Genomic DNA, 15396 nt, shown 5'->3' with positions numbered 1-15396 from the left:
CGCGTCAGCCCGCAACCGGGGCTTAGGCTGCCGCCCATGACGCGGGGGTCCTGGATCGTGGCGGTCGCCGGTGCGCTGTTCCTCGCGGGCGGCGCCCTGTGGGCGCTCACCCGGCCGGTGTCGTTCGGGTGGACGGCGTACGCGCCGCTGTCCGAGCAGACCTTCGACCCGACGTTGGGCGGCCTCTACGTCGGAGCCGCGACCGCGGCCGTCGGGCTCGGGCTCCTCGGCGGTGTCGTCGGATACACGCTCGGGCGACGCCGACCGCTGTCACGCGGGCGGTGACCAGCGCCGCTCCGGTTCGCCCCGGCGGCGCAGCACCGGCCGCAGGTCGGGCTCGGGCATGCCCGGGTCGAAGGGATACCTCGGCCGCGTGATCCGCTCGTGGCCGAGCCGGAGCAGGTCCTGGTCGACGCCGCCCGGTGTGAGCGCCAGCATCCAGTCCGCCGCGAGGTCGTACAGCTCTGGCTCGAGGTAGCCGATCTTCACGACCAGGACCTCCGCGGCACCTGGGTCGAGCCCCAGGTCCGTGAAGTCGGCCAGCAGGTGGAACGGCTTGCGCCGCTCGGTCACGATCGCGTGGACGCCACCGGCGCGGACGACGACGGTCCGCCCGGCGACCGGGTCGCCCTCGACGACCGCCGCCACCCGTCCCGCGAGCCGCACCGGGCCGCGTGGACCGGGGTCCACGCGGCCGCCCACGGCCAGCTCGACGTCGGCGCCCACCCCTGCGGTGGCGGCCGCCGCCACGGCCTCCGCGTCGAAGATCGACGCGTGGATCGCCGTCGGCCCGCCCTCAGCCGGGTCGACGACGAACCGTGGGTCAGCGAGCAGCTCGCCGAGGCTCCACGTGACGTCGCCGGCGCCGCCGGCGGTCGGGTTGTCGCCGGAGTCGGAGATCACGAACGGGCGCGGGGCGTCCGCGGGCCGCGCGAGCGCCGCGTCGAGCGCCTCGGCGAACGAACCGGTCGGCGCCACGAACGCGAAGTCGTCGCGGGCGGCCCAGAACGCGGTGGCGAGGTCGTGCGCGTGGCGCGCGACGGCGTCGCCGTCGTCCCCGGTCACGACGACGGCGGCGCTGCACCGCGGCTCGTCCGCCCATGCGTAGCCGATCCAGATCGCGGCGTCGACGACGCCGGGCGCGACCTCGACGGCGGGCAGCCGCGCGTACAGCGACCGGGCCGGCTCGAGGCGCGTGCTGGTCTTCTCGCCGGGCAGCAGGACCGGGACCGGCACCCACGCCTGCCACGGGCGCCGCGCCACCGGGTCGGCGCCGCTCGGACCCCGCAGCCGCGCGAGGAGCCGGTGCGCGGCCCGCTCGCGCGTGTTCCACGCGTCCTCGTGCGGGGCCATCCGGTAGCAGGTGAGCAGGTCGAGGGCGCGGGCCAGGTCCGCGGAGACGTTGCCGTGCAGGTCCATCGACGCGGAGAGCAGCGGGTCGGGTCCGACGACGTCCCGCAGGCGCCCGACGAGGTCCGCCTCGGCGTCGGTGACCCCCACGACGCTCATGGCGCCGTGCAGGTCGAGGAGGACGCCGTCGAACGGCCCGTGGGAGGCCGCGAACGCCAGGATCTCGTCACGCAGGCTCGCGTAGACGTCCGCCTCGACGGCGCCCCCGGGCAGCGACCGCGCGTCCAGCAGCGGCACCCAGTCGGCGGCGTCCCCCAGGTCGGTGCCCGGGGCGAGGAACGGGTACCTGGCGCGCAGGTCGGCGCCGCGCAGCACCCGGAAGTCCGCCCATCCGGCGCGGTGCGGCGAGAACGTGCTCGACTCGATCGCGATCCCGGCGATCGCGACGCGCGGGCGCGGCAGCCCGCCGTCGGCCACGGGCGGCAGCGGAGGCATCGAGACGTCGGACGCCTCGCGGAACGCCGGGGTCGGCGTCCCGGCCGGCTCGGCCCGCCCGCCGGGCCAGGACTCCGTCACGCCGTGCTCTCGCACCACTGGCGGAACGCCTGCCCGGCGGCGAGCGCGAGGTCGCCGTCGGTCTGGTCGTAGCCCGTGGCGCTGCCGCCGCCCGGGCCGCCGTCGTCCACCACGACCCGCCGGGCGGACAGGTGCACGGCGTCGACCCCGGCCCCGAGGAGCACCGGCACGTCCTCCGGCTGCACGCCGCCGCCGGCCATGATCTCGATCCTGCCGTCCGCCTCGAGCACGAGCCGGCGGAAGCGGTCGACGGCGGTGACCGCGCGCAGCGCCCCGCCGGAGGTGAGGACGCGCGTGACGCCGAGCCCGGCGAGCACGTCGATCGCCTCGACGAGGTCGGGCATCACGTCGAACGCCCGGTGGAAGGTCACGGCGGCTCCGGCCGCGGCGTCGACGAGCACACGCATCGCGTGGGTGTCGAGACTCCCGTCGATGCGGAGCGCGCCGACGACGACGCCGTCCGCCCCGGCTGCGCGCGCGGCCCGGACGTCCTGCTCCATGAGCTCGAGCTCGTTGACGTCGTACACGAAGCCGCCCGGCCGGGGCCGCACGAGCACGTGCACGCCGAGGGGCGCGTCGAGCAGGCTCGGCCGGGCAGCCTCCACGGTGAGCTCGACGAGACCCTGGCTCGGCGTCACGCCGCCGGTGGAGCCGAGAGCGGAGCACAGCTCGACGCGGTCCGCCCCCATGCTGCGGGCCGTGGTGACCGCCACGTGGTCCTGGATCGCCAGCTCGAGGCGTGGGGTGCGGGTCTCGTCCAACGGGGCTCCTGGTTCGCGGGTCGCGTCCCGGCCGCGGCGAGCGGCCCCGGTCAGGCTAGCGGGCGCGACACCCGGCCCCGGCGCGGCGAGGCGTCACGGAGTCAGGGTGTCGACCCACTCACGATTCTCGTCGATCCACGTGGCGATCTGGTCGTCGTACTCGGTGGTCTCGTTGCCCTGGAAGAGGGCCGCCTCGAGAGTGGCGAACAGGTCGAGGTCCATCTCGAAGTCGCTCAGCCACCCGTGGGCGACGGGCGCGTCGTCGGCGAAGCCGGTGCGGGAGAGGATCGTGATCTCCTCCGCCCCGCCGAGGGTGCCCTCGGGGTCCTCGAGGTTCTTGAGGTCGTAGTCCCCGTAGGCCCAGTGCGGCTGCCACAACGTCACGAGGATGTCGTCTCCGGACGCCATCGCGCCGTCGAGCTCGGCGAGCATCGCCGGGGTGGACGACGTCACGAACTCCATCTCCTCGAGGCCGTACGTCGGGATCACGTCGTCCTCGACGAGACGCGTGAGGCCTGCCCCCGCCTCGACTCCGATGATCCTGTTCTCGAACAGGTCGGCGTTCTCCGCGAGGTCCTCGATCGAGTCGATCGGGGCGTCGGCGTTCACCGCGAAGGTGTTGCGGGCATCCCGGTTCCAGACGCCGACCACCTCCATGTCGTCGCCGTACTGCTCGTAGTAGTCGCCGTGCGTGGTCGGCAGCCAGGAGCCCAGGTAGAGGTCGTAGGTGCCGGACGAGACTCCGATGAACGCTGGTGCGACGTCGATGTACTCGATGGTGACGTCGTAGCCCTGCTCCTCCAGCACCGCCTCCCACAGCACGCTGGAGGCGATGGTGTCGTCCCACCCGGGAACGGCGGCGAGAGTGATCTCACCGACGTCTCCGTTCGGTGCCTCGGCAGCGGATTCCTCCGTCGAGCTGCACGCGGCAAGGCCGAGCGCTCCCGCCGTCGTGGCGGCGAGCATGGCGATGGTGCGCCGGTTCCTCATGTGTGGTTCGTCCGATCCGGTCGCCTCTGGCGACCTCGGGTTGAGTGCCCCGCAGGTGGCGGGGTGCGTACTCAGCCCGGACGGGTGGCGACCGGCGGACGCCTCGGGCAGGACGTCGAGAGCCCAGGTTGTGCGCGAGGCAGGTGCTCGGCCGCCGACCGTACGCGCGCGGGACACCCGGGCCCCGAACTCGCGTCCGTCAGCTGCGGCCCGGTGGGCCGCGTGTCACGGTAGCGACTGGCTCACGCGGTCTCCAGTTCGACGACGGCGCTCGCGTCGGCTATGGGCACGGTGGGCGTGGGGTGTGGATGGCGGGCCGTCGCCGCGCGCGTCGGGTCGTGCCGAGCCCGCTGGTTGAATGGGGCACCGTGAACGCTGGTCGAGGGTCGGTGTCCCGATGACGTACGAACGACAGCGCACCGGGGAGCAGCGCTTCGCCGTCCTCAGCCGCAAAGTCGTCCTCATCGTCTGCTACGCGCTCGCGGCAGCTGCCGTGGTGGCACTCATGACCGACAGGACCGCGCTCGGGATCGGCCTTCTCGTCGGCGCGGCCGTGCTGATCCTCGTGCGCGGGCTCTGGACGGCGCGGCGGGGCATGCGCGTCGCCCGACAGCGGGAGACGGCCCAGGTCCCCGCGGCGCCGGTCGCGGCAGCCGGTGCACCCGTGCCGCTCGACGGCGTGGTCGCGGACCTCGTCGGGATGAACAGCGACGGCCTGCCCTACCGGATCGACGCCGCCCGCACGGCTGACGGCGCTCAGGTCGAGGTCCGCTGGAAGAGCGAGGAGCTGCGCTGGACGACCCTCTTCGTGAAGGGCAGCGTGGCGTACGCCTGGCGGATGGAGCTGACCCTCGATCAGGCGAGGGCGCACTACAGGTTCGTCGAGTACTCCGGCACGACGTCGATCAGCGCCGGATGGAGTCCCGGAGGGATGTTCGCGCGGGGCGACTGGAGCTGGAAGCGGGGCAAGACGGCGTACCAGACGAAGGCCTCGTTCCGCGAGGGCGCCGACGGCCAGATCGTCGTCGCCGACGCCGGCGGATCCCGGGCCTCGTGGGAGGGTGCGACGATCATCCGCCCCGTCGACGCCAAGAAGCCGGTGTTCGCGGTGCTTCGCCAGAACGGCTGGCGGCCGCGGTGGGACTGGTGGGGCGCCCGCCTCTTCGAGAAGTAGGCGCTCCCACCGTCTGAGGCGGTGTCAGGGCCGCCGGAGCGTGTGGGCGTTGTCGGTGGTGACGCCGTCGACGCCGAGCGCCCGCGCCGCGGCGAGCGTCTCGTCGTCGGGCACGGGCCACGCCGCGACCTTGAGGCCGGCGGCGTGAGCGGCGTCGACGTGGTCGCGCGTCAGGCCCGCGAGACCGGGCATGACCCAGGAGGCGTGCACGGCCAGGCCACGCTCCACGAGCTCGGCCGGCTCCGGGGCGGTGCCGAAGATGAGGCCGAGCGGCGCCGTCGGGCGCAGCTCGTGCACGCGGGCCAGGGCGTCCGGCTTGAACGACGTCACGAGCACCCGCCCGGCCAGGTCGGGGTCGGCCTCGAGCATCGGGACGAGAACGTCCGGGACGCCGTCGGCCTTGATCTCGGCCTGGATCCCGATCGCGATCGCGGCGACCACCTCGGCGAACGTCGGGACGTCGGGCGCGAGCTCGCGCAGCCGGGCGAGGCTGAGGTCGACGACGGCGTCCGGCAGGCCGTGCGTGCGGCTCAGGTCCGCGTCGTGCAGGATCACGATCTCGCCGTCGGACGTGAGCCGCAGATCGAGCTCGATCTCGTCGCAGCCGGACTCCACCGCCCGACGGAATGACGCGAGAGTGTTCTCCGGAGCGGCGCCCATGACGCCGCGGTGTCCCGTGAGGACGAGTGACACAGGGATTCCTTCCGTGGGCTCAGGCGACCGTCGCCTCGTGCTGGTCGCGGACCCGGTCCGCGACGACGTTCACGGCCCGACCGTACCGGCGCACGTCATCGGTGCGGCTCGCCCGCGCCAGCCCGTCGACGGCGGGCGTGTCGGCGCCGGCCGACAGGATGGACGACCCGTCACCGGAGCAAGGAGCGCCATCCATGAAGATCGCCGTCACGACCCCGACCGGCCAGGTAGGTCGCCGGCTCGTCCCGCTGCTGCTGCAGGCGGGGGAGCGCCCGACCCTGCTCGTGCGGGACGCCGCGCGCCTCGACCCGCACGTCCGTGCCGCGAGCGACGTCGTCGAGCTTGACCTGGGTGACGTCGACGCCGTCGTGGCGGCCACAGCAGGCGTCGACGCGCTGTACTGGGTGGATCCGCCGACGCAGGACGACGACCCGGCCGCCGGGTACGCCCGGGTCGGTGCGGTCGGGGCGCACGCGGTGCAGGAGAACGGGATCCCGCGCGTCGTGTTCCAGAGCAGCGGCGGCGCGGACGCGCGGGGCGGCTTCGGCGAGATCGACGGGCTCGCCCGCACGGAGGAGATGCTCGACGCGACCGGCGCCTCGGTCACGCACCTGCGCTGCGGGTACTTCTTCTCGAACCTGTTCCTGGACCTGGACTCGCTCCGTGGCGGCGAGCTCACGACCACGCTGCCGCTCGACCTGCGCATCCCGTGGGTCGCCCCCGCCGACATCGCGACGGTCGGTGCGCTGCGGCTGCTGTCCACGGCGTGGCGCGGCCGGCACACGCAGGGGGTGTACGGCCCGGCGGACCTGTCGTTCTCCGACGTCGCGACGGTGGTGTCCGCGGCGATCGGGCGCGACGTGGTCGCCCGGCGGGTGTCGGACGACGACGTCGCCGCGCAGCTGCGCGCGTTCGGGATGAGCGACGCGCAGGTCGAGGGGATCGTCGGGATGTCGCGGGGTCTCCGCGGCCCGCACGTGCCCGAGGATCCGCGTGACGTGCGCAGCACCACGCCGACGACGCTCGCCGGCTGGGCGTTCGCGGAGCTGCGCCCGGCGCTCTGAGGAGTCGCGCGGGGGGTCAGCGCAAGCGCAGGCCCGCGAGCGTGAGCGCTCCGTCGAGCGGCCCGACCCGCACCGTCGTGGCACCGGTCGGCGCCGTCACGGCACCGCGCCACGTCCTCGGGGCGTCGGCGACCCAGTCGCCGGCCACGGGGGAGGCGCCACAGCGGACGTCGAGCGCGGGCCGCGCCGCGCCGTCGTCCGCATGCGCGACCACCTCGACCGTCAGAGCGACCGAGTGGGGTGGATCCGGGAGCACATCGCTCCCGGATCCACCCCACTCCTCGGAACGCCGTCCAGAGGCGGTGCCCGTGACGTCGACGTCGAACGCCAGCCAGTCGCCGGCGGCGAGCTCGGCGGCGACGACCCCGGCCCGGGCGCGCTCCGCCGGGTCGGCGGCGAACGGGTTGACGCCGTCGGCGCCCGCCGCACCGTGCCCAGCACCCGCGCCCCCGACGAGGCGCAGCGTCACGCCGTCGTCCGCGCGCAGGCGCGGGTCGGGGGACGCGGCCGCCGTCGCGTACGACGCCCCCGCCCCGCCGTACCCGAACCCGTACGCCGGAAGCCGGAGCTCGCCGTCGTCCCCCGCTCGGCGCAGGAGCGCGGCCACGATCTCGCCGTGCCACTCGCAGCTCTCGAGCCGCATCGCCTCGACGAGCGCGCTCAACGTCTCCCACGCGTCCGACGGCGCCGGCCGCGGCGCCTCGCCCGCCGCGTACGCGAGCACGTCCGCCCACCCGGGCGGCGGCACGACGACGGCGGGGGAGTGCGCGTTGTCCACCTTCTTCCAGGTCCAGAAGTTCCAGCCGATGTCATGCGCCTCGTACAGCCCGAACGCGGCGGCGAGCCACTCCGGCGAGTTCTCCCCGCCCTCGCCCATGTAGAGCGGGAGCCCCAACCGGGAGCGCACCTCGAGGAACGGCGCGATCCCGGCGGTGTCCGGCGGCGACCAGTACCGGTGGAAGTGCACGGCCGAGTTCTCGTCCCAGACCTCCGTGAAGATCGCGGGGTCGCTCGCCCAGTGGGCGCCCTCGTACTGGATGAGGTGGTCCGGGTCGACGGCGCGGATCGCCGCCGTCAGGTCGCGGTACAGCGCGACGAGCCGGTCCGCGTACGCCGCGGCGAACTCGTTCGGGATCGGCTCGTTGAGCAGGTCGTACGACGCGACGGTGGTCGACGACGCGTAGCGCCGCGCGATCTGGGTCCACAGCCGGATCGTGAGCTCGCGGTAGCGCGGGTCCTCGAACAGCTCCGGCCGCCCGCGCGGCGAGTCGTCGATGTTCGTGCCGGTCTGGCCGCCCGGCGCCCCGTGCAGGTCGAGCACGACGTGCAGGCCGGCCGCCTCGCACCACGCGACGCACGCGTCGACGAGCGCGAAGCCCTCCTCGAGGAAGCGCCCGTCGTCGGCCATGAGCACGCGCGAGTTGATCGGCAGCCTGACGTGGTCGAAACCCAGCTGAGCGATCCGGGCGACGTCCGCCTCGGAGAAGAACGCCTGCCGGAACCCGCTCCAGAACTCGGCGGCGCGGTCGGCTCCGACGAGGTCGACGACCAGGGCCTCGATCTCCCGCGGGCTCTGCGCGGGCACACCCGGGTACGGGGCGTCCCGCGCGGCCGGCCGGAACCGCCACATGTAGCCCTCGGGCAGCAACCACGTGCCGATCCCGACGCCGCGCCGCAGCGCCGGCCGGCCCGCGCCGTCGACGATCCTCGTCCCGGACCGCCGCACGAAGCCCGTCATCGGGCGGCCCTCACGGGCGACGACGCCGCGGCGCCGGTGGCGCGCTCGGCGGCAGCGATCGTGTCGTCGGCCGCGATCGTCACGTCGGCTGCGAGCCGCACGTCGGCGACGGACCGGCCGACGTGCACGCCGTACGTGCCCGGCACGCGCGCCCATCCGGCGTCGGTCCATCGTCGGAACGCGGCGGCGTCGACCCGCACGCGGGCGCGCACCGTCTCACCCGGTTCCGCGTCGACGCACGCGAAGCCCGCGAGCCGCCGGACGCCGTGGGGCTCGCCGTCGGTCCCCGGCCGCGACACGTACACCTGCACGACCTCGCGCGCCGCCCGCGCTGCGTCGTTCCGGACGTCGACGGCGACGACGAGCCCGCCGTCGGGCGCCGGCGAGACGTCCAGGCCGCCGTACGTCCAGGTACCCCAGCCGAGCCCGTGCCCGAACGGCAGCGCAGGCGCGCGCCCCGAGGCCTGCCAGCCGACGTACCCGACGTCGGACCCCTCGTCGTAGGCGACGACGCCGCCGGCCGGGACGGCGTCGGGCACCGGCGAGTCCTCCTCGCGGGCCGGCAGGGTCCACGGCAGGCGGCCGGCGGGCTCCATGCGCCCGAGCAGCACGTCCGCCACCGCGTGCCCGGCCTCCTGCCCGCCGAGCCACGCCCACACGGTCGTACCGACGTCGTCGAGCCACGGCAGGAGCACCGGTGCGCCGGCGTTCACGACGACGACCGTGCGCGGGTTCGCCGCGACGACGGCGCGCACGAGCTCGTCCTGGCGGCCGGGCAGCGCCAGCGTCGTCCGGTCCCAGCCCTCGCTCTCGACCTCGCCGTTCGTGCCCACGACCACCACGGCCACGTCGCTCGCCGCGGCCAGCGCGACGGCGTCCGCGAGCTCCTCGTCCGGCGTCGGGCCGGGCAGCCGGTGCCGCAGCGTGGCGCTGACGATCCGGCCGTACTGGCCGACGTCGACGACGGCGCACCGCAGCGTCACGTTCACGGCGCGGCCGACCGCGCCCTCCGCGCCGCCCCCGCGGTCCGGCTCCGGCACCATGACCTCGACCGGCGTCCCGGCGGGGGCGTTCACGGAGGAGTCGAGGACGGCGCCGGACCCGTCGTCGTCGCGGGCCGACCGGACGAGCACGCCGTCGACGAGCACGTCGTGGTACCCGATCGCGCCGAGCTCGAGCACGTGCGTGCCGGGCTCGGTGAGCCGCACGTGCGCGTGCAGCTCGAGCCACGCCGTGCCGGGGGGGACGTCGTAGGTCCAGGTCCAGTTGGTGCGCGGCTCCGTGCGCTCGCGCAGCACGACGCCGTCCGCGTCGAGGCACCGGGCCGTGACGCCGGGTGCGCCGTGCAGGCCGCGCGTGCGGTCGACGTCGAGCTCCGGCGCCAGGGCGCGTACCGGTCCGCCCCGGGCGTGCCGCACATCCACCCCCGTGCCGGCGAGGGCCAGTCGCAGCCCGTCGAGCGGGCTGACCTCGTGCGGCGCGTGCACCTTCGCGCTGCCGCCGCCCTGGGCGTACGGGTCGACGGCGTTCTCGCCGAGCACCGCGATGCTCCGCAGCCGGTGCGCGTCCAGCGGCCACACGTCGTCGTCGCGGCGCAGCACGACCGACCCGCGTGCCGCGATCTCGCGCGAGACGACGGCGCCGGGCGGCGCGTCGAGGACCGGCGCGGGGACGCCGTCGTCGAGCTTCCCGACCCGCGCGGCCAGCCGGAGCACGCGCACCACCTTGGCGTCGATCACCGACTCGGCGACCTCGCCCGCGAGCACCGCCTCGACGAGCGCGGCTCCCCACGGACCGTCCGGTCCGGGCATCACGAGGTCCAGCCCGGCGTTCGCCGTCGGCGCCGTCGTCCTGGTCGCCGCCCAGTCGCTCACGACGAGCCCGTCGAAGCCCCACTCGTCGACGAGCACCGTGGTGAGCAGGTGCCGGTGCTCCGTGGCGGGGGCGCTCTCGACGCCGTCGTCCACGGCGTTGTACGCCGCCATCACCGTCCACGCCCCGGCGTCGCGCACAGCGGTCTCGAACGGCGGGAGGTACATCTCGCGCAGGGTCCGGCGATCGACGCGCGCGACGTACGTCGTCCGGTCGGTCTCCGACTCGTTCGCCACGAAGTGCTTCGCGCACGCCGCGACCCCGCGGCGCTGGATCGCCGCGATCAGACGCCCGCCGACCGCGGCCACGAGCGTCGGGTCCTCGCTGAAGCACTCGAAGTGCCGGCCGCCGACCGGGGTGCGCTGGAGGTTGAGCACCGGCGCGAGGACGACGTCGACCCCCTTCTCCCGCGCCTCGGCGGCCATGGCCGCCCCGACACGCTCGACCAGGGTCAGGTCCCACGTCGCCGCGAGCGCGCTCGGCGCCGGCAGCGAGGTCGCCGTCTCGCCGGCGCGCACGCCGCGCACCCCCGCCGGGCCGTCCGACATGACGACCTCCCGGAGGCCGATCGCGGGCTCGGGCGCCGTGGACCACGCCGTCGCCCCGGTCACGAGCGCCACCTTGGTGGCGAGATCGAGCGTGCGCACGCGTGCCTCGAGGTCGGCGCTCGACGGGACGGCGCCCGCGAGCAGGCCGGCGGCCGGGGGAAGGGCCGGGCCGGCGGGGCTGGCGGTGTCGGCGACGGTCATCGGTGCATCTCCTGGTGTGCGAGGCGGGAACGGGGCGGAAGCGGCGTCGTCGTCGGTCTACGCTTCGCGGATATGACGAGGGATGGCGACGGAGCAGCCGGGAGCACGCACGGCGGTGCTCCCGACGACGGCGTCCAGCGCCAGCGCACGCGCCGGCGTCGGAAGGAGATCCTCGACGTCGCGTCGACGACGTTCGCCGAGCGCGGGTTCTACAACTCGTCGCTCGCCGAGATCGCGGCGGAGGTCGGCATCACGGCGGCCGGGATCCTGCACCACTTCAAGAGCAAGGACCAGCTGCTCACGGCCCTCCTGCACGCGCGGGACCAGCTCCCCGTCGAGGAGGGCGGCCACGGGTCCGAGCTGCACGGGCGGCAGTTCCTCAGGCATCTCGTGGACACGGCGGAGCGGAACTCGGCCCGCCCGAACGTGACGCAGCTGTACGCGGTGCTGTCCGCGGAGTCGGTCACGCGGGACCACCCGGCGCAGGAGTGGTTCCGCAGCCGGTACTCCGGTCTGCGGGCCATGGTCGTCGAGGCGCTGGCGGAGGCGCGCGACGTCGGGGAGCTCCGTGACGACGCCGACCTCGAGGAGACCGCCACGGCGATCATCGCCGTCATGGACGGGCTGCAGATTCAATGGTTGCTCTCTCCGGACGAGGTGGACATGGCAGCCGTCACCCGGCGCACGATCGACGCGCTGCTCGCGTCGCTGGCGCCCGGCGGGGCGAAGACGGGGGAGTGAGGGCGGGTGTCCCGGAGGCCGGTCAGCCCTTGATCGCCCCCGTGAGCACGCCCTTCGTGAAGTAGCGCTGCAGGAACGGGTACACGATGAGGATCGGGATCGTGGCCAGCACGATGATCGCCATCTGCACGGTCGCCGGCGGCGGCGGCGGGATGTCCGGCGCCTGCACCGACGTCAGCGCCGAGCCCTGCACCACGTACTGGTTGAGCACCACCTGGATGGGCCACTTCGAGGTGTCGTTGAGGTAGATGAGCGCGTTGAAGAACGCGTTCCAGTAGCCGACGGCGTAGAACAGGCCGACGACGGCGAGCACGGCCTTGCTCAGCGGCAGGATGATCCCGGTGAAGATGCGCCAGTCGCTCGCGCCGTCGATGCGCGCCGACTCCAGCAGCTCGTTCGGCAGGCCCATGAAGAAGTTCCGGACGACGACCATGTTGAACGCCGAGATGAGTCCGGGGAGGATCAGCGCCCAGTACGTGTCGAGCAGACCGAGCGAGCGGATCAGCAGGTAGTTCGGGATGATTCCAGCGCCGAACAGCATGGTGCACAGCACGGCCACCAGCACGAACTTCGCACCCGGCACCTCGCGCGTGCGCATGAGGCCGTAGGCGAGCGTCGTCGTGAACAGCATCGACAGCGCGGTTCCCACGAGCGTGATCCCGATGGAGACGAGCAGCGCGCGGGTCACGACGTTGCCGCCCAGCACCGAGCGGTACGCCTCCAGCGAGAACTCGTTCGGGAAGAACCCGCCCGCGGCCGCCGCCTCGCGCGAGGCGAAGCTCATCGCGATCACGTACAGGAACGGGTACAGCATGATGACGACGATCACGGCGATGAGGAGCGCCTTGCCCGCCTGGATGCCGGCGGACGGGCGGCCCATCCAGACCGGCCGCCTCGGCGAGGGGCGCAGCTCCTGACCGGACGCCGTCGTCCTGGGCGTCGACACCGTGGCGGCCATCAGAACAGCCCTCCCGTTCCCAGTCGTTTCGCGAACTTGTTGGCGGCGACCACGAGGATCGTGCCGATCACGCCCTTGAAGAGCCCGGCCGCTGTGGCGAGACCCCAGTCACCGCCTTGGATGCCGCGGTAGTAGACGAACGTGTCGAGGACCTCGGCCGCGGCGGAGCCGACGGCGGGTTGCTGCAGCAGGAGCTGCTCGAAGCCGACCGTGAGCACGCTGCCGATCGTGAGGATGAGCAGCAGCGTGATGACCGGCACCATGCCGGGGAGCGTGACGTGCCAGATGCGGCGCATCGGGCCCGCGCCGTCGGCGGCGGCGGCCTCGTAGAGCTCGCTCGGGATCCCGCTGATCGCCGCGAAGAAGATGATCGTGCCCCAGCCGATGTCCTTCCAGATCACCTGGGAGGTCACGAGGATCTTGAACGTGTCCGGGTTGGACATGATGTTGACGCCGTCGACGCCGATCTGGCTGAACAGGTCGGCCACCGGGCCGGCGCCGCCGAGCACCTGCTGCCAGATCGAGATGACGATGACCCACGAGATGAAGTGGGGCAGGTACACGATCGACTGCACCATGCGCTTGATGCGGTCCGAGATCAGGCTGTTGAGCAGGATCGCCAGCAGGATGGGGGCGGGGAACGCGAACGCGATCTGCAGGAACGAGATCGTCAGCGTGTTCCGCAGGGCCCGCATGAACTGCGGGTCGGACATCATCGCGACGAAGTTGTCGAACCCGACCCACTCCGAGTTGAAGATCCCCCAGTAGGGCGAGAAGTCCTGGAACGCCACCACGTTGCCGAGCAGCGGGATGTACGCGAACACCGCGAAGAAGAGCACGCCCGGCACGATGAAGGCGTACGTCCACCGCTCCCGCTTCATGCGCGTCCAGACGGACGCGCGGGTGCGGAGGCGGTACTCCGGCGCCGGCTCGGGGTCTGCCCGACCGGACGGGCCGGCGCCCGCCCGGTCGGACGTCTCGATCACGGCCATCAGGCCTGCGCGTCCAGCGCGGCCTGGTACTCGTCGCGGACGGCGTCGCCACCCGCTGCCCGCCACGCCTCGCGGTAGTCCTCGAGCGCGCTGAGCGGCATGCGGCCGCTCACGATGCCGCCCCGGTAGTCGGTGTCGACCTCGCTCATGGCGGCGCCGTTCGCACCGACGGCCTCGTTGTAGAGGCCGACCGTCACGTTCGGGACCGACAGCGGGATGAGGGTCTCGGCGACCTCACGGAAGTTGTCGACGTAGGGCAGGTTGTTCTCGGCGATCGTGTACGACGGCGACTTGAACGCCCCGAGCCACTGGAGGGCTGCCCGGTCGGCCTGCGCGGCGGGGTCGTCGATCCCGACGAGCTCGTTGTTGTCGCCGAGGTCCCAGTTCCAGCCCTCGACGCCGGAGTGGATGAACCGGGCCTCCGTGCTCGCGTCCGGTGCGCGCCAGTAGTTGATGACGCCGAGCAGCTCCTTGAGGCGCTCCGGGTCCTCGGCGGCCTTCGCGGAGATGGCGACCATGCCCCAGTAGCCGTCGTTGCGCTGGACGACGATGTCGCCGCTGTCGAACGCGGGCGGCACGAAGAGGCGCGCCTCGGCGCCCGGCGTCAGCTCGGCGACGTCGTTGAGGATCTGCGAGCCGAAGAACCCCTGGAACGCGTCGGTCCAGATGCACGACTGCCCGTTCGTGAACATCTCCGCGGCCTGGTTGCCCTGCGACGCGAGGGCGAGGGCGTCCGGGTGGTAGACGCCGGCCTGCCACATCCGGTTCTGGAAGTCGAGCACCTGCTCGTAGACGTCGGTCTCGATGATGTTGATGAGGTTGCCGTCGCCGTCGAGCTGCCAGGTGGTGCCGGCGCGGAACATCTGCTCGACCATCGCCTGGGCGCGGCCCTCGAATGCGCCGATGCCGTAGATCGGCTTGCCGTGCAGCTCCCCCAGCTCCGCGATCGCCGTCATCATCTCGAGGAAGCCCTCGGCGTCCTCGGGCATCTCGTCGAAGCCGGCCGCCTCCATCGCGTCCCACCGGATCGCGGGGAACTGGCTGATGTACGGGTCCTCGTTCGGGACGCCGAAGATGTGGCCGTTCTTCGCCGAGGCCTTCCAGGCGTTCGTGCCGACGTTGGCGAGGTTCGGCCACTCGAGGATGTTGTCGCCGGCGAGCACCTCGGACAGGTCGGCGAACACGCCGTCGTCGATCGCCTTCGCCGCCACGGCGTTCGAGTCCTGGACGAACAGGAGGTCCGGGATGTCGCCGCTCGCGATGGTCGTGGCCATCTTCTCGTTGTAGGTGTCGAACGCGACGAGGGTGGGGGCGAACGTCCCGCCGAGTCGCTCCTCGAGCTCGACCCAGTACTCGTTGTCCGGCTTGTCGCGGGGCGGGGCGCCCCACAGCACCTGGAACGTCGACACCTCGCCCCCGGACAGCGGCGGTGCCTCCACGGAGTCGAAGTACTCCTGGAACGGCTCGGTGAACATGACCGGCATGCCCTCGACGTCGCTCACGATGCCTCCCGGGACCTCCGGCGGCGCGGCGTAGGTGGGGAGCGCGAGCTCGACCTCCTCGCGCGCCTGGGGTCCCCCGCCGCCGCCGCCCTCGCCGCAGGCGGCGAGCGTGACAGCGAGGGCGCTCGCGCCCGAGAGGCCGAGGAACGTGCGGCGCGCGAAGTCGGGGGTGATCGTGCGGACGCTGGGGTGCGTGGACATCGCTTCTCCTTTGAAGGGTCGAGCTGCTCGTGCGG

At 73.4% G+C, this 15396-nt stretch carries 14 protein-coding genes; 4 read left to right on the top strand and 10 right to left on the bottom strand.

Annotation, left to right across the window (positions count from 1 at the left end):
• Nucleotides 1–36: 36 nt before the first annotated feature.
• The gene (locus BCAV_RS20400; RefSeq protein WP_015884530.1) at nucleotides 37–285 is read left to right on the top strand and encodes a hypothetical protein; all 249 of its coding nucleotides are present in this window, start codon (nucleotides 37–39) and stop codon (nucleotides 283–285) included.
• On the opposite strand, the gene BCAV_RS20395 is transcribed toward BCAV_RS20400, so the two are convergent.
• The 3 genes from BCAV_RS20395 to BCAV_RS20385 form a co-directional block, all read right to left on the bottom strand.
• Nucleotides 271–1845, bottom strand: a complete 1575-nt coding sequence (locus tag BCAV_RS20395) for a M81 family metallopeptidase (RefSeq protein WP_015884529.1) — start codon at nucleotides 1843–1845, stop codon at nucleotides 271–273. The two genes, BCAV_RS20400 and BCAV_RS20395, sit on opposite strands and share 15 nt — an antisense overlap.
• A gap of 77 nt (nucleotides 1846–1922) precedes the next feature.
• Nucleotides 1923–2687 carry a copper homeostasis protein CutC gene (locus tag BCAV_RS20390; protein ID WP_015884528.1) on the bottom strand — a complete coding sequence of 255 codons (765 nt, stop codon included), beginning with the start codon at nucleotides 2685–2687 and terminating at the stop codon, nucleotides 1923–1925.
• Between the two features lie 93 nt (nucleotides 2688–2780).
• Nucleotides 2781–3677, bottom strand: coding sequence for a glycine betaine ABC transporter substrate-binding protein (locus BCAV_RS20385; RefSeq protein WP_015884527.1), 897 nt, complete (start codon nucleotides 3675–3677; stop codon nucleotides 2781–2783).
• 397 nt (nucleotides 3678–4074) lie between these two features.
• On the opposite strand from BCAV_RS20385, the gene BCAV_RS20380 reads away from it, so the two are divergent.
• Nucleotides 4075–4851, top strand: coding sequence for a hypothetical protein (locus BCAV_RS20380; protein WP_015884526.1), 777 nt, complete (start codon nucleotides 4075–4077; stop codon nucleotides 4849–4851).
• A 24-nt stretch (nucleotides 4852–4875) separates the two neighbouring features.
• Here the strand turns inward: BCAV_RS20380 and BCAV_RS20375 are convergent, their stop codons facing one another.
• Both BCAV_RS20375 and BCAV_RS23085 read right to left on the bottom strand, forming a co-directional pair.
• Complete coding sequence (locus tag BCAV_RS20375) at nucleotides 4876–5544, bottom strand: glycerophosphodiester phosphodiesterase (protein ID WP_015884525.1); 669 nt, start codon at nucleotides 5542–5544, stop codon at nucleotides 4876–4878.
• Nucleotides 5545–5563: 19 nt separating this feature from the next.
• Nucleotides 5564–5740, bottom strand: a complete 177-nt coding sequence (locus BCAV_RS23085; RefSeq protein WP_187292834.1) for a hypothetical protein — start codon at nucleotides 5738–5740, stop codon at nucleotides 5564–5566.
• Here BCAV_RS23085 and BCAV_RS20370 point away from each other — a divergent pair.
• Nucleotides 5739–6608 carry an NAD(P)H-binding protein gene (locus BCAV_RS20370; protein ID WP_015884524.1) on the top strand — a complete coding sequence of 290 codons (870 nt, stop codon included), beginning with the start codon at nucleotides 5739–5741 and terminating at the stop codon, nucleotides 6606–6608. The genes BCAV_RS23085 and BCAV_RS20370 overlap by 2 nt on opposite strands.
• Nucleotides 6609–6624: 16 nt before the next feature.
• Here the strand turns inward: BCAV_RS20370 and BCAV_RS20365 are convergent, their stop codons facing one another.
• Both BCAV_RS20365 and BCAV_RS20360 read right to left on the bottom strand, forming a co-directional pair.
• Nucleotides 6625–8346, bottom strand: a complete 1722-nt coding sequence (locus BCAV_RS20365; protein WP_015884523.1) for a glycoside hydrolase family 5 protein — start codon at nucleotides 8344–8346, stop codon at nucleotides 6625–6627.
• A complete protein-coding gene (locus tag BCAV_RS20360; RefSeq protein WP_015884522.1) occupies nucleotides 8343–10967 on the bottom strand; it encodes a beta-glucosidase in 2625 nt (874 codons plus the stop codon). Before BCAV_RS20360 ends, BCAV_RS20365 begins: the two co-directional genes overlap by 4 nt.
• 72 nt (nucleotides 10968–11039) lie before the next feature.
• Between BCAV_RS20360 and BCAV_RS20355 the strand changes: the two genes are divergently transcribed.
• Nucleotides 11040–11708 (top strand): TetR/AcrR family transcriptional regulator, encoded by a 669-nt coding sequence (locus BCAV_RS20355; RefSeq protein ID WP_015884521.1) that lies wholly within the window; start codon nucleotides 11040–11042, stop codon nucleotides 11706–11708.
• Between the two features lie 22 nt (nucleotides 11709–11730).
• Here the strand turns inward: BCAV_RS20355 and BCAV_RS20350 are convergent, their stop codons facing one another.
• Genes BCAV_RS20350 through BCAV_RS20340 form a run of 3 tightly spaced genes read right to left on the bottom strand, consistent with a single transcriptional unit; the run spans nucleotide 11731 to nucleotide 15361 of the window.
• Nucleotides 11731–12666: a carbohydrate ABC transporter permease gene (locus BCAV_RS20350; protein ID WP_015884520.1), complete on the bottom strand. Its 936-nt coding sequence runs from the start codon at nucleotides 12664–12666 to the stop codon at nucleotides 11731–11733.
• On the bottom strand, nucleotides 12666–13658 hold the full coding sequence (locus BCAV_RS20345) for an ABC transporter permease (RefSeq protein WP_015884519.1): 993 nt from the start codon (nucleotides 13656–13658) through the stop codon (nucleotides 12666–12668). The genes BCAV_RS20350 and BCAV_RS20345 overlap by 1 nt, the downstream gene beginning before the upstream one ends.
• Nucleotides 13658–15361, bottom strand: a complete 1704-nt coding sequence (locus BCAV_RS20340) for a type 2 periplasmic-binding domain-containing protein (RefSeq protein WP_015884518.1) — start codon at nucleotides 15359–15361, stop codon at nucleotides 13658–13660. The genes BCAV_RS20345 and BCAV_RS20340 overlap by 1 nt, the downstream gene beginning before the upstream one ends.
• Nucleotides 15362–15396: the final 35 nt, after the last annotated feature.

The sequence above is a fragment of the Beutenbergia cavernae DSM 12333 genome, from assembly GCF_000023105.1.
In the GTDB taxonomy this organism is placed as follows: Bacteria; Actinomycetota; Actinomycetes; order Actinomycetales; family Beutenbergiaceae; genus Beutenbergia; species Beutenbergia cavernae.
This window is presented reverse-complemented; position numbering and strand designations above follow the sequence as displayed.

Bases quoted from the DNA above. Each gene is read 5' to 3' on its own strand.
- BCAV_RS20350 (WP_015884520.1), bottom strand. From the start codon at position 12,666: ATGGCCGCCACGGTGTCGACGCCCAGGACGACGGCGTCCGGTCAGGAG.
- BCAV_RS20385 (WP_015884527.1), bottom strand. From the start codon at position 3,677: ATGAGGAACCGGCGCACCATCGCCATGCTCGCCGCCACGACGGCGGGA.
- BCAV_RS20360 (WP_015884522.1), bottom strand. From the start codon at position 10,967: ATGACCGTCGCCGACACCGCCAGCCCCGCCGGCCCGGCCCTTCCCCCG.
- BCAV_RS20345 (WP_015884519.1), bottom strand. From the start codon at position 13,658: ATGGCCGTGATCGAGACGTCCGACCGGGCGGGCGCCGGCCCGTCCGGT.
- BCAV_RS20380 (WP_015884526.1), top strand. From the start codon at position 4,075: ATGACGTACGAACGACAGCGCACCGGGGAGCAGCGCTTCGCCGTCCTC.
- BCAV_RS20370 (WP_015884524.1), top strand. From the start codon at position 5,739: ATGAAGATCGCCGTCACGACCCCGACCGGCCAGGTAGGTCGCCGGCTC.
- BCAV_RS20365 (WP_015884523.1), bottom strand. From the start codon at position 8,346: ATGACGGGCTTCGTGCGGCGGTCCGGGACGAGGATCGTCGACGGCGCG.
- BCAV_RS20355 (WP_015884521.1), top strand. From the start codon at position 11,040: ATGACGAGGGATGGCGACGGAGCAGCCGGGAGCACGCACGGCGGTGCT.
- BCAV_RS20400 (WP_015884530.1), top strand. From the start codon at position 37: ATGACGCGGGGGTCCTGGATCGTGGCGGTCGCCGGTGCGCTGTTCCTC.
- BCAV_RS23085 (WP_187292834.1), bottom strand. From the start codon at position 5,740: ATGGATGGCGCTCCTTGCTCCGGTGACGGGTCGTCCATCCTGTCGGCC.
- BCAV_RS20340 (WP_015884518.1), bottom strand. From the start codon at position 15,361: ATGTCCACGCACCCCAGCGTCCGCACGATCACCCCCGACTTCGCGCGC.
- BCAV_RS20395 (WP_015884529.1), bottom strand. From the start codon at position 1,845: ATGCCTCCGCTGCCGCCCGTGGCCGACGGCGGGCTGCCGCGCCCGCGC.